Origin of the sequence: Lysobacter sp. (assembly GCF_035655815.1) — a bacterium.
GTDB lineage: Bacteria > Pseudomonadota > Gammaproteobacteria > Xanthomonadales > Xanthomonadaceae > Lysobacter_J.
Genome location: NZ_DASRTS010000010.1, coordinates 1 through 12471, shown reverse-complemented (window position 1 = coordinate 12471; position 12471 = coordinate 1). Strand labels below are relative to the sequence as shown.

The following is a 12471-nucleotide window of genomic DNA, read 5'->3' as shown; positions in this document are numbered from 1 at the left end:
CAAGGAGGCACGGATGCCGACTTGCGGGGCGCCGACTCCTCTGCCGGTCGTGGGATTGCTTCGTCGGGGAAGACCCTTTCTTTTGGTTACTTTTCTTTGGGTCAGCAAAGAAAAGTGACCCGGCCGGCTTTAGACGGACGGGAGCTTCGGCTGTTCGCTTCTCATGGGCGGCCGGTAAAGCGTGAAAAGTCCCTGGATTCCCGCCTTCGCGGGAATGACGAGCAAAGGCAACAGCAAACTGGATCCCGGCTTTCGCCGGGATGACGAGCAAAAAAGCGAAAGAGCTAAGGAGCTAAGGAGCTAAGGAGCTAAAGGGCTAAGGAGCTAGAGAGCTAAAGAGCTAAACAGCGAAAAGCGAACGCGAAAGGCGAAACGCGAAACGCGACGTCAAGCCTTCGTCGCCCCGCCCTCTCCACCACGCTGCCGCCCCAACCACTCCCCCGCATCCGGGGAAATGCTGCGCAGGTGCACGTCCTGCTGCGGGAACGGGATCTCGATGCCGGCCTTCACCAGCGCCGAGTGCACGCGTGTCATCAGTTCGCTGCGCACCGTGACCGAATTGTCGTAGTCGAACGTCCACGCGCGGATGGCGAAGTCGAGCGAGCTCGCCCCCAATCCCATGAACAGCACGGCCGGCGCCGGATCGGTGGCGATGCCCGGCGTTTCGCGCGTGGCGTTGCGCAGCAGGTCCATCACGTGCTCGGGATCGGACCCGTAGGCGACGCCGACGTTGATGTCGACGCGGCGGTTGCGGTCCAGCAGCGTCCAGTTGGTCAGCTTTTCCGACAGCAGCGTGCCGTTGGGCACCACCACGTCGGCGCCTTCGAAGGTCTTGATGGTGGTGGCGCGCATGCCGATCTCGCGCACGCGGCCGGAGGTGCCGGTGATCTCCACCACGTCGCCGGGCTGCACGGGACGTTCGAACATCAGGATCAGGCCGGACACGAAGTTGTTGACCACGTTCTGCAGGCCGAAGCCGATGCCCACGCCCAGCGCGCCGAACAGGAACGCCAGCTGGCTCACCTTGAAGCCCGCGGCGGACAGCGCCACCACCAGGCCCAGCAGCAGCAGCGCGTAGTACGTGAGCGACGCCACGCTGTTGCCGACGCCGCGCGGCAGCGACATGCGCGCCAGCACTTCCTCCTGCAGCAGGAAGCGGACGGTCTTGGCCGCCCAGTACGCGATCACCACCGCCACCGCGAACACCAGCACGTGGCCCAGGCTCAGCGACAGCTCGCCGAGCTGGAACGAATGCGTCAGCACCGCCTCCGCGAGCGCATACGCGGGCCGGAAGATGCGGAAGCGGTTCATCGCGAACACGACCCAGCCGACGAGCGCCGCGATGGTGAGCAGGCGTATCAGCAACTGCAGCAGTGGTGGCGCGTGCGCGCGTGCCAGGCGGAAACGCTGCACGCCGTGTCCGGCCAGCATCAGCTTCAGCAGCGCAACGAAGACGGTCACTCCGGCGTAGAGCACCAGGCCCAGGTAACCGCTGTCGATGACGCCGGTGGTGAGCATCTCGGACAGCGAGAAGTTGCCGATCACGTTGGACACCACCGACGCGCCCAGCAGGACCACGCTGGCCCAGCCGATCACGTTCACGGCGGTTTCGATGCGCCCGGTGGTTCCGATCTTGCGGGCGCCGCGCGCGCGCCACAGCAGCCACACGGTCAGGCCCAGCGCCAGCACCGTCAGTCCCAGGTAGTACCAGCGGTACAGGAACGTGTCGGCGAGGAACAGGAACGCGCCGCGCTCCAGCAGGTACAGACCGCTGGCGACATAGGGCCACGGGCCGAGCAGGCGTTTCGCATGCGGCGGCAGCAGGCGCAGCACCGGTATCAGCGCGATCAGCATCGCGACCTGGTGCACCAGCAGCGGCGCGTCGGGTTCGAACGCCAGCACGCCCATCATCGCCAGCAGCAGCCACGACGAAAGTGGACGGCGCAGCGCGCGCGAGGACGGATCGTTGGCTTCGTCGGGATCGGCCGGATCGGCCTCGCGACGGCTGCGAATGGCCAGCCACACCAGCAACGGCAGCAGCAGCAGCTGGAAGATCCGCAGCGCTCGCAGGTTGCCTGGCTCGGCGCCGGCGTACTCGCGCATGAAGCGGGTTTCGATCTGCAGGCCGGTGCTCACGCCGCTGAGCGAATCCGCGTCGGGTTCGTCGCTGGGCCGTGCGGCCCAGATCGGCGGCGAGTCCAGGCGGATCAGGCGGCTGTCGATGTAGGCGATGGCGTCGGCGACGGCCTCCATCCCGGCCTGGATGCGGGCATCGACGGTGTTGGCGCGGCGGCCCAGCTCGATCTGCCGGGCGAGCGGTGCCGACAGCGCCTGCTCGGCCTGCCTCAGGCGCGCGACCATCGCATCGACCCGGCCGGACAGCGCGGCGGGCAATCCGCCTTCGCGCGCGGCGGCCTGCGTGGCCTCCCAGTCGGCGCGGCGGCGCGCCAGTTCAGCGGCGTCCTGCGCATAAGGCGACACGGTCGCGCGCATGTCGGCCTGCCAGCGCGCGAATCGGCGCGAATCGAACTTCCAGTGCCGCTCCAGGCTTTCCAGGCGCATCACCGGCAGCGTGCGCAGCTTCTGCGGGCGGAACTCGCGCAGCTTCTGGTTCACCGAGTCGGCGATGGCGTCCAGGCGCGGTCCGAGTTCGCGGGTCGGGTCGTCGTCGCTCGCGCGGATCGTCACGCGTTCGGCGAAACGTTCGTCGGTGTCGGCGCGCGCCGGGATGTCCGCCACGGCCACAGCCGCCGGCTCCTTCGGCGGTGCCGGCTGCACCTCCAGGACCTTCTGCGCCTGCGCATGGACCGGCGTCGCCGTCCACATGGACGCCAGTCCCATCAGGCATGCCAGCAGTACGGCTCCGAGGCGCATCGTTTCTCCAGAAGGCGTGAAGGCGGGCCTGCGCCGCACCGGAACGGACGCGGGGAGTCTAGAACAGGCGCCGCTTGCATGGCGCAGTGGCGATCTGGTTCTGCGTTCGTCGGCAGCGAGCCTCGTGCCCGCGCATCGCGATGCACCGTGCGTCCCGGTCGCGCAAAAAGAAAATGGCCCCGGCGAAACCGGGGCCATGATCAGGCGAGCGTGCGGATCAACCGGTCATGCACCGATGCCGCTACGCGATCCGCGACCGCCACCGCCGCGGTGCTGCTTGGGACCGGCATGCGCGTGACGCGCGGCCGGCTTGCCATGCGGGCGGTGCGCGGGCTTGCGCGGAGCCTGCTTCTGGCGCGGGTTGGGCAGCGGCGCGTTGAGCTGGATCGGACGGCTGGGCGCGAAGCCTTCCACTTCCACCATCTCGACATCGGCCTTGAGCATCCGCTGCACCTGGCGCAGCAGACCGCCCTCTTCCGGCGCGACCAGCGACAGTGCTTCGCCCGTGGCGCCGTTGCGGCCGGTGCGGCCGATGCGGTGCACGTAGTCCTCGGCCACCATAGGCAGGTCGAAGTTGATGACCAGCGGCAGGTTGGGGATGTCGAGGCCGCGCGCGGCGACGTCGGTGGCCACCAGCACGCGCGCCTTGCCAGCCTTGAACGCGTTGAGGGCCTTCTGGCGCTGCGCCTGGCTCTTGTTGCCGTGGATGGCGACAGCCGCCAGGCCCGCCTCTTCCAGCTGCTCGGCCAACCGGTTGCAGCCGTGCTTGGTGCGGCCGAACACGATGGCCTGGTCGGTGTGGCGCGTGCTGAGGATGTCGACCAGCAGGTCGCGCTTGCGGCCGGCATCCACCACGTGCACGCGATGGCTGATGGTCTGCGCGATGGTGTTCTGCGCGGCCACCTGCACCTGTCGCGGATCGCGCATGAACTCCACGGCCAACTGCTTCAGCTGGGCCTCGAACGTGGCGGAGAACATCATGGTCTGGCGATCGCGCGGCAGCTTGCCGAGGATGCGCTTCATCGCCGGCAGGAAGCCCATGTCGAGCATGCGGTCGGCCTCGTCCAGCACCAGCAGTTCGATGGCGTCGAGCTTGGCGGTGCCGCGGTCGAGATGGTCGATCAGGCGGCCCGGCGTGGCGACCAGCACGTCGACGCCGCGACGGAACATCTCCACCTGCGGGCCCATGCCGGCACCGCCGAAGATGGCGCTGGTGTTCATGCGCAGGTGCTTGCCGTAGCTGCGCAGGTTGTCGGTGACCTGCACTGCCAGCTCGCGCGTGGGCACCAGGATCAGCGCGCGCGGACGGCGGTAGCCGTTGGGCGCGGTCTGCTTGGACAGGCGGTGCAGCAGCGGCAGGCCGAACGCGGCGGTCTTGCCGGTGCCGGTCTGTGCGCCGCCCAGCAGGTCGTGGCCGGCCAGCGCGAGCGGGATGGCCTGGGCCTGGATCGGCGTGGGGGTGGTGAAGTTCTGTTCGGCGAGCGCGCGCAGCAGCGCGGGCGAAAGCCCGAGGGTTTCGAACGTCATTCGGATACAGCTCCTTTGCTTCGCGGCGCGCCGCGGCATGCCGATGGCATGCGCGCCCGATGGCCGCGTGACACTCGCGCGTTCCCTGTGACCGCGGTGCGAGTGATCGTGTAAACGACGCCGGATGCTCCGGGCCGTGTCTGCGCGACGAAAGACGTGCGGGATAGAAGCCGTTTGCTCGAACCGCAATGCGGTCCACGGCGGGCATACCTGGGAAACGTACCCTTGCGGGGAGGCAGCCGTGCGCTGAACGGGGCGGACTCTACGCGAAAGCGCCCTGTCTTGCCACCCATGTAGGCTGGCGCGCGGCGGTGCGATTCATGTGGAACGGCTCATCTGGGCGGTTCATCTGGAATCTGGAGCGACGGGGAAGACGATGGCGGATGCGGGATCGAACGATCTGGTCAGGGTGGTGGCGCTGCTGGGCGCCGCGGTGGTGGCCGTTCCGCTGTTCCGGCGGCTGGGCCTGGGCTCGGTGCTGGGCTATCTGGCCGCGGGGCTGGTGATCGGGCCCTTCGGCCTGGGCTGGTTCGCCGACCCGCAGGCGATCCTGCACGTGGCCGAACTGGGCGTGGTGATGTTTTTGTTCGTCATCGGCCTGGAAATGCGGCCTTCCCACCTGTGGGGCCTGCGCCGGCAGATCTTCGGCCTGGGCACGGCGCAGATCGTCGCCTGCACGCTCGCGCTGACCGGCGTGGGCCTGATGTTCGGGTATTCGCCCACGGTGGCGTTCATCGGCGCGATGGGCTTCGTGCTCACCTCCACCGCCATCGTGATGCAGCTGCTGGCCGAGCGCGGGGACGTCGCGCTGCCGCACGGACAGAAGATCGTCTCGGTACTGCTGTTCGAGGACCTGCTGATCGTGCCGCTGCTGGTGCTGGTGGCCCTGCTGGCGCCCGGCGCGACGGAGCAAGGCCAGTCGCGCTGGGTGTCGGTCGGCATCGGCGCAGCGGTGATCGTGACGTTGCTCGCGGCCGGCCGCTGGCTGCTCAATCCGTTGTTCCGCGTGCTGGCGACGGTGCGTGCTCGCGAGGTGATGACCGCGGCCGCGTTGCTGGTCGTGCTGGGCTCGGCATTGCTGATGCAGCTGGGCGGGCTGTCGATGGCGATGGGCGCCTTCCTCGCCGGCGTGCTGCTGTCCGAATCGACCTTCCGTCATCAGCTGGAAGCAGACGTGGAGCCCTTCCGCGGCCTGCTGCTCGGCCTGTTCTTCCTGGGCGTGGGCATGGCGCTGGACCTGTCCGTCGTCGCGGCGAACTGGCAGATGATCGTCGGTGCCGTGCTCGCGATGATGGTGGCCAAGGCGTTGTGCATCTATGTGGTGGCGAGGGCGCTCAAGTCCGGCCATCACGAGGCGCTCGATCGGGCCACGCTGATGGCGCAGGGCGGCGAATTTGCCTTCGTGCTGTATTCCACCGCCGCCGCGACCGGCGTCATCAGCGCGCAGAGCAACGCCAACCTCACCGCGATCGTCGTGCTGTCGATGGCGCTGACGCCGCTGGTGACGCTGATGGTGCGCCCGCTGCTGCGCAAGCCCGCGGAGAAGACCGACGACCTCGACGTGGCCGATGGCCTGAGCGGCAGCGTGCTGATGATCGGCTTCGGCCGTTTCGGCCAGGTGGTGAGCCAGTCGTTGCTGGCGCGTGGCGTGGACGTGACCATCATCGACAACGACGTCGAGATGATCCGCAGCGCCGGCACGTTCGGCTTCAAGATCTACTACGGCGACGGCACGCGCCTGGACGTGCTGCGCGCTTCCGGTGCCAACACCGCGCAGGTCATCGCGGTGTGCATCGACAACCGCGTCGCGGCTAACCGGATCGTCGAGCTGGCCAAGTCGGAATTCACGCAGGCGAAGCTGCTGGTGCGTTCGTACGATCGCGAACATTCGCTGCAGCTGATCAATGCCGGTGTGGATGTGCAGATCCGCGAGACGTTCGAATCGGCGATGAAGTTCGGCCAGTCCGCGCTATGCCAGCTGGGCGTGCCGAAGGAGGAAGCGCTGGAGATCGCCGAGGAAGTGCGTCGTCGCGACGCCGAGCGCGTACAGGTGGAAGTGGCCGAAGGTATCGATGCCGGCACGCGCATGCTGATCGGCAACGTCGAGCCGAAGCCGGTGACGCCAACGCCGACGCCGTTCACGCGTCCGCGCCAGGCGGCCACGCCGCTCACGCCGGAAACCGCGGCCGCCGCGCAGGGCGAGGCCGGCTGAGGCGCGCTACACCTCGAGCACGTCGCCCGGCCGGCTCAGCCGCGCCTGGATGCCGAAGCGCTCGCCGATCTCCCCGGCGAGCGCCTCGCGTGCACGGTCCTCGCCGTGCACCAGTGCCAGCGGCGGGTGTGCGGCGCCGTCCGGACCGGCGATGCCGCCGTACCACGCGATGAGTCCACGCTGGTCGGTGTGTGCCGACAGCCCGCCGACCGTATGGCGTTGCGCGTTGACGCGCACGTCCGAGCCGTGGATGCGCACCCACCGCGCGCCGTCGACCAGGCGACGTCCCAGCGTGCCTTCGGCCTGGTAGCCGACGAACACCACGTGCGTCTCGCGTCGCCCTAGGCGATGGCGGAAGTGGTGCAGGATGCGCCCGGCGTTCGCCATGCCGGAGCCGGCAATGACTATCGCGCCACGTTCGATCCGGTTGATCGCCATCGATTCGTCGCGCGTCTGCGTGAAATGCAGGCTGGGCAGGCGGAACGGATTGGGCTTGTCGTGCCAGACGCGCCTGGCTTCGTCGTCGAACAACTCGCCATGGCGATCGTAGATGCCCACGACCTTCCCGGCCATCGGGCTGTCGAGGAAGATGCGCCAGCGCGCCAGGTGCCACTCCTCCCAGTGCCGCGCGAACCAGTACAGCAGTTCCTGCGTGCGGCCGACCGCGAAGGCCGGGATCAGCACGTTTCCGCCCTCGCGCCATGCCGCATCGAAGATGTCGCCGAGTTCGCGCACGGTTTCCAGGCGATCGCGATGCAGGCGATCGCCGTAAGTGGATTCCATCATCACCAGGTCGGCACGATCGATCTGCGCGGGATCGCGCAGGATCGGCGTGCCCTTGGGGCCCAGGTCGCCGGAGAACACCAGCTTCCGCCCATCGGCCCACAGCTCGATGCTGCTGGAGCCGAGGATGTGCCCGGCCTCGCGGAAGGTGATGTCGATGCCTGGCAGCACCGTGGTGCGCTCGTCGTACGGCAGCGGACGCACGTGCTCCATCGCGGCCTGCACGTCCTCGCGCGTGTACAGCGGCACCGCCATCGGCTCGCCCGGCTTGCGGTAGCGGTTGGAGCGTTCGGCGTCGCCTTCCGAGATGGACGCCGCGTCCATCAGCATGACCGGCATCAGGTCGGCCGTCGCCGCCTGCGTGTAGATACGCCCGGTGAAGCCCCGCTTCACCAGCAGCGGCACGCGCCCGATGTGATCGATGTGCGCATGGCTGAGGATGAGCGCGTCGATGCGCGCGGGTTCGAACGGAAACGGATCGGTGTTGCGCCGTTCGGCTTCCGGGCTGCCCTGGATCATGCCGCAGTCGAGCAGCACGCGATGTCCTGCCGCCTCGACTTCATGCAGCGAGCCGGTCACCTCGCCCGCCGCCCCGTGGAAATGTACGCGCATGCCGCCCCGCTTTCTCCAGTGCGCCTTCGCGCGACCGGCGACACGCTAGCACGGCCGGCGTTGCCGGCTCACGGAGGCGGCGCGCGGTCTTCGCGAACCACGACGGTGCCGTCAGGGCGAACGTCGCGGTACACCACGGTTTCGCGATTGGCGTAGTCGCGCGGGTAATCGCGCCACGCGGCAAGCAGGTCGACGTTCTGCCGTTCGATCGTTTCCAGGCTGCGAGCGATGCGGCGCAGCAGACCCTTGATGCCGAACACGGCAAACGGCACCAGGATCCACAGGATCGAGAGGATCAGGCCGAACGCGAAGATGCACATCCACAGGAAGGTGTTGGCGCCATAGGCGGCGTTGGCGACGGTGCTGGTATCCATGCTGGACTCCGTAGTGATCGCGATCATCGCGTCGGTGTCGCAGAGTCTTGAAAAGCAGGCGTGAGACTGGCGTGCAGCACGGCGTGATCGCGCCGTGAGGGCCGCGCCGCGTTTCGCGAGCGCTCAGAGATTGGTGTAGCTGGCGTTGCCCAGGCCGGTGCCGATGGTGAGCACGCCCCAGCGCGGCACGGCGCGCATGCGGGGCAGTTCGCTCAGCCCCTGCACCACCGCGTCGTTGTGCATGCTCACCTGCGGCACGCTGCCGCTGATGCGGTCCAGATGGCGCACCAGTTCGCGCGGCAGGTTGAACGGCGCCTCCCAGTCGCCCGGCAGGTTCTGCGCGCCGGTCGCGATGCTGCCGTCGGCCTCGATACGCCCGGGACAGGCGATGCCGACGAACGGCGCCAGTGGAAGCTGCAGCGTGCGCGCCATGGCCGCCAGGCCGTTGAGCATGCCCGCGAGCCGCGCGATCGCTTCACCGCGGTCCGGCCCTTCGTCGGCATGGCGCCATTGCAGGCTTTCGACCACGCGCGCCTTCGAGCCATCCATCGCCCGTGCCAGCCGGTGTTCGACGATGCCGCAACGGATGTTGGTCCCGCCCACGTCCACGGCCAGGAATGCCTCGCGCCGGCGATGACGCGCGGGCAACAGCGGAACCCACCCGAGCAGGCCGCCTTCGTCGGGATCGTGGCGCAACGCGACCAGGCCGATACCGGCGCGCTCGTTGCGCAGCAGGCGCGCTGCGCGGCGGATGGCGAGCTCGCCCGCCTTGCTTTCCGGCAATCCGCCGCCCAGCACGATGCGCTTGACGCCTTCCCACTCCGGCTGCGTGCGGAAGCAATGGATCACGTGCACAAGGCGCCGTGCGAACGCCTCCACCGCCAGGTGCACGAGGTGTGCGGCATCCTCGTCGCCGCCGATCAGCACCAGGTCGATGCTTTTCTTGTCCAGCTCGAACGTCGACGTGCGGCCGAAGGGGTCCTTGCCGGTGGCGTGCAGCTTGCGCGCGCGATCGAGCAGTTCGCGGAACGCGGTCTGGCTGGCGAGATCGCCGATGAAGCCCTCGCCTTCCGGCTGGCGCAGCTCCAGGTTGTAGCTGTCGATGGTCGCGCCCGGCAGGCGCGAGACTGCATGCACGGAGGTTTTCTTGCTGCGCGCGGCCATGGCAGGGATCGATGCCCAAAGCGGCATCGTCCGTCGCCGCGCGGATAGGCCACGTCAACGCGCGTCGGCGTCGCCGTCCAGCGCGCGCAGGGCGTCGCGGACTTCCTCTTCGCGCGTGGGCCGCACCACCCGCGCGACTTCCTGGCCATCGCGCAGCACGATCAGCGTCGGCCACAGCTTCACCCGGTACGAGCGCCCGAGCGGCCGGCCCGGCCCGTCCTCCACCTTGACGTGCTGCAGGTCCGCGCGCGCTTCCAGCGCGGGCTGGATCAGCGGCTGCGCCGCCGTGCAGTAGCCGCACCAGTTGGTGCCGAACTCCAGCACGGCGCCGCCTTTCCATGCATCGACGTCGGCCCGCGCGGGCTCCGCACTGGAATAGGAACTTGCATACATGGGCACCTCCGGACGCGGGTTTCGGATACCCCACAGCAGACCCGCTGCGACGTGACCCGCCGGTGACTGCGCGGCCGCCACATCTTGCCCGATCGGTCCAATCGGCCACCCGGACCGCGTCGAACCGTTTCCACGGCGCGCCGGGCCGACACGGACCCGCTACGGCGTGACCTTCGACACCCTCGGCTTGGGACAATCGGGTCTAATGTCGCGCGATGCCCCGGTCCCGGGGTCCTTCAACTGCCCAATGCCAACTCCGGCAGGAGCCCTCAGTGAGCCTCAACAAACCGCAAGTCCTCGTTCTGTCCCTGGCCGTCGCCGCCGCCCTGGCCGCATGCGGCAAGAAGGAAGAAGCCGCCGCGCCGGCTGCCGATGCCGGCAAGCCGGCCGAAGCCGCCCCCGCCTACAAGCTCGACGAGAGCAAGCTCCCCGGCGTGAACCGCTTCCAGGTCGCCGACCTGGACACCAGCAAGGACGCGTGCACGGACTTCGGCGGATACGTCAACGGCAAGTGGCTGGCCGCCAACGCCATCCCGGGCGACCGCACCTCGTGGGGCGCGTTCGAGATGCTCGATGAGCGCTCCACCGCCGTGCAGCGCCAGCTGGCCGAACAGGCAGCCGCCAACACCGCGGCAACGGGCGTGGAGAAGATCGTCGGCGACTTCTGGGCCACCGGCATGGACGCGGCCAAGATCAACCAGCAGGGCATCGCGCCGATCCAGGGCAAGCTGGACGCGATCGCCGCGCTCGACAGCGGCGAGAAGGTCGCCGACTACATCCGCACCGCCGCGGCCAAGGGCGAGAACTACCTGTTCGGCTTCGGCGCGGAAGCGGACTTCAAGGATTCCAAGAACAACATCGCCTACGCCTCGCAGGGCGGCCTGGGCCTGCCCGACAAGGGCTACTACTTCGACGCCGACAAGAAGGACAAGCTGGCCGCCTACGAGCAGCACGTCGCCAAGGTGCTTGAGCTGAGCGGCGTGCCCGCGGCCGATGCGGCCAAGCAGGCCAAGGACGTGGTCGCGTTCGAGACCCGCCTGGCCAAGGTCAGCAAGTCCAGCGAGGAGCTCTCGCGCGACGTGTCGCTGTACTACAACCCGGTGAGCCTGGCCGACGCCGACAAGCTGGCGCCGAACTTCCCGTGGACGAAGTTCTTCGAGTCGCAGGGCGTGGCCGCACCGAAGATGTTCTCGCTGTCGATCCCGGCCTTCCACGCCGAGGTCAGCAAGATGCTGGGCGACGTGCCGGCGGCGCAGTGGCAGAGCTACCTGCGCTTCCACACCGTCGACAGCGCCTCGCCGTACCTGTCCGACAACTTCGTGCAGGAGAACTTCAACTTCTACAACAAGACCCTGCGTGGCCAGGACGAGCTGAAGGAGCGCGGCAAGCGCGTGCTCGACACCATCGAGGGCGAGGCCGGCGAAGCGCTGGGCCAGATGTACGTGAAGGTCGCCTTCCCGCCGGAATCCAAGGCGCGCATGCAGGAGCTGGTGAAGAACCTGTCCGAGTCGCTGAAGGTCCGCATCGAGAAGCTGGACTGGATGGGCGACGAGACCAAGAAGAAGGCGATGGAGAAGTGGGCCGCCTTCACGCCGAAGATCGGCTACCCGGACAAGTGGCGCGACTGGACCGGCCTGGAAACCAGCCGCGACAGCTACATCGGCAACGTGCTGGCCGCCAACGAGTTCAACTACAAGTGGAACCTGGGCAAGATCGGCAAGCCGGTCGATCGCACCGAGTGGGGCATGCCGCCGCAGATGGTGAATGCCTACTACAACCCGCTGCAGAACGAGATCGTCTTCCCGGCCGCGATCCTGCAGCCGCCGTTCTTCGATCCGAACGCTTCGGATGAGATGAACTACGGCGGCATCGGCGCGGTGATCGGCCACGAAATGACCCATGGTTACGACGACCAGGGCGCGCGCTTCGGGCCGACCGGCAACATGGAAGACTGGTGGACCGCCGCTGACAAGAAGAACTTCGAAGGCCTGACCGGCAAGCTGGTCAAGCAGTTCGACCAGTACAAGGTCGACGGCCAGGCGGTGAACGGCCACCTGACCCTGGGTGAGAACATCGCCGACCTGGGCGGCCTGGCTACCGCCTACGATGCCCTGCAGAAGGCCAGCGCCGGCAAGGAAGACCCGAAGGTGGACGGCTTCACCCGCGACCAGCGCTTCTTCTTCAACTGGGCCACCGTGTGGCGCACCAAGTACACCCCGGAGAACGCCAAGGTCCGCCTGGCGACCGACCCGCACGCCCCGGCACAGTTCCGCGCCATGGGTGCACCGTCGAACCTGCCGACCTTCGCGGCCGCGTTCCAGTGCAAGGCCGGTTCGCCGATGGCCCGCACCGGCGAGCAGCAGGTGGTGATCTGGTAAGTCCTGGCTGACGCTGTTGCAGACCTGCAAAGGCCCGGGAATTCCCGGGCCTTTGTTTTTCCGGGGTGTCTTTCATCCACGCATGGCGTGGATCTACTGATCCCGGCGCCCCCCGGTAGCTGCCGACCTTGGTCGGCGAATGCACCGCGACGCG

The 12471-nt window shown here is 68.2% G+C and carries 8 protein-coding genes; 2 read left to right on the top strand and 6 right to left on the bottom strand.

The features are described from left to right. Window positions 1-387: 387 nt before the first annotated feature. Both VFE83_RS01815 and VFE83_RS01810 read right to left on the bottom strand, forming a co-directional pair. Complete coding sequence (locus VFE83_RS01815) at window positions 388-2874, bottom strand: mechanosensitive ion channel family protein (RefSeq protein ID WP_324903159.1); 2487 nt, start codon at window positions 2872-2874, stop codon at window positions 388-390. Window positions 2875-3099: 225 nt separating this feature from the next. Beyond that, window positions 3100-4401 (bottom strand): DEAD/DEAH box helicase, encoded by a 1302-nt coding sequence (locus VFE83_RS01810; protein ID WP_324903158.1) that lies wholly within the window; start codon window positions 4399-4401, stop codon window positions 3100-3102. A gap of 376 nt (window positions 4402-4777) precedes the next feature. On the opposite strand from VFE83_RS01810, the gene VFE83_RS01805 reads away from it, so the two are divergent. Beyond that, window positions 4778-6613: a monovalent cation:proton antiporter-2 (CPA2) family protein gene (locus VFE83_RS01805; RefSeq protein ID WP_324903157.1), complete on the top strand. Its 1836-nt coding sequence runs from the start codon at window positions 4778-4780 to the stop codon at window positions 6611-6613. Between the two features lie 6 nt (window positions 6614-6619). On the opposite strand, the gene VFE83_RS01800 is transcribed toward VFE83_RS01805, so the two are convergent. The 4 genes from VFE83_RS01800 to VFE83_RS01785 form a co-directional block, all read right to left on the bottom strand. Beyond that, complete coding sequence (locus VFE83_RS01800; protein WP_324903156.1) at window positions 6620-8008, bottom strand: MBL fold metallo-hydrolase; 1389 nt, start codon at window positions 8006-8008, stop codon at window positions 6620-6622. Between the two features lie 68 nt (window positions 8009-8076). Further along, window positions 8077-8382, bottom strand: a complete 306-nt coding sequence (locus VFE83_RS01795) for a hypothetical protein (protein WP_324903155.1) — start codon at window positions 8380-8382, stop codon at window positions 8077-8079. Window positions 8383-8505: 123 nt separating this feature from the next. Next, the gene (locus tag VFE83_RS01790; RefSeq protein WP_324903154.1) at window positions 8506-9546 is read right to left on the bottom strand and encodes an ROK family protein; all 1041 of its coding nucleotides are present in this window, start codon (window positions 9544-9546) and stop codon (window positions 8506-8508) included. Between the two features lie 54 nt (window positions 9547-9600). Then, a complete protein-coding gene (locus tag VFE83_RS01785; protein WP_324903153.1) occupies window positions 9601-9939 on the bottom strand; it encodes a thioredoxin family protein in 339 nt (112 codons plus the stop codon). A gap of 272 nt (window positions 9940-10211) precedes the next feature. Here VFE83_RS01785 and VFE83_RS01780 point away from each other — a divergent pair, with 272 nt between their 5' ends. Continuing rightward, complete coding sequence (locus VFE83_RS01780) at window positions 10212-12317, top strand: M13 family metallopeptidase (protein ID WP_324903152.1); 2106 nt, start codon at window positions 10212-10214, stop codon at window positions 12315-12317. Window positions 12318-12471: the final 154 nt, after the last annotated feature.

What these genes read in the sequence shown, in the direction of transcription:
- VFE83_RS01805 (WP_324903157.1), top strand. Translation starts at nt 4,778, where the DNA reads ATGGCGGATGCGGGATCGAACGATCTGGTCAGGGTGGTGGCGCTGCTG.
- VFE83_RS01800 (WP_324903156.1), bottom strand. Translation starts at nt 8,008, where the DNA reads ATGCGCGTACATTTCCACGGGGCGGCGGGCGAGGTGACCGGCTCGCTG.
- VFE83_RS01815 (WP_324903159.1), bottom strand. Translation starts at nt 2,874, where the DNA reads ATGCGCCTCGGAGCCGTACTGCTGGCATGCCTGATGGGACTGGCGTCC.
- VFE83_RS01810 (WP_324903158.1), bottom strand. Translation starts at nt 4,401, where the DNA reads ATGACGTTCGAAACCCTCGGGCTTTCGCCCGCGCTGCTGCGCGCGCTC.
- VFE83_RS01795 (WP_324903155.1), bottom strand. Translation starts at nt 8,382, where the DNA reads ATGGATACCAGCACCGTCGCCAACGCCGCCTATGGCGCCAACACCTTC.
- VFE83_RS01785 (WP_324903153.1), bottom strand. Translation starts at nt 9,939, where the DNA reads ATGTATGCAAGTTCCTATTCCAGTGCGGAGCCCGCGCGGGCCGACGTC.
- VFE83_RS01790 (WP_324903154.1), bottom strand. Translation starts at nt 9,546, where the DNA reads ATGGCCGCGCGCAGCAAGAAAACCTCCGTGCATGCAGTCTCGCGCCTG.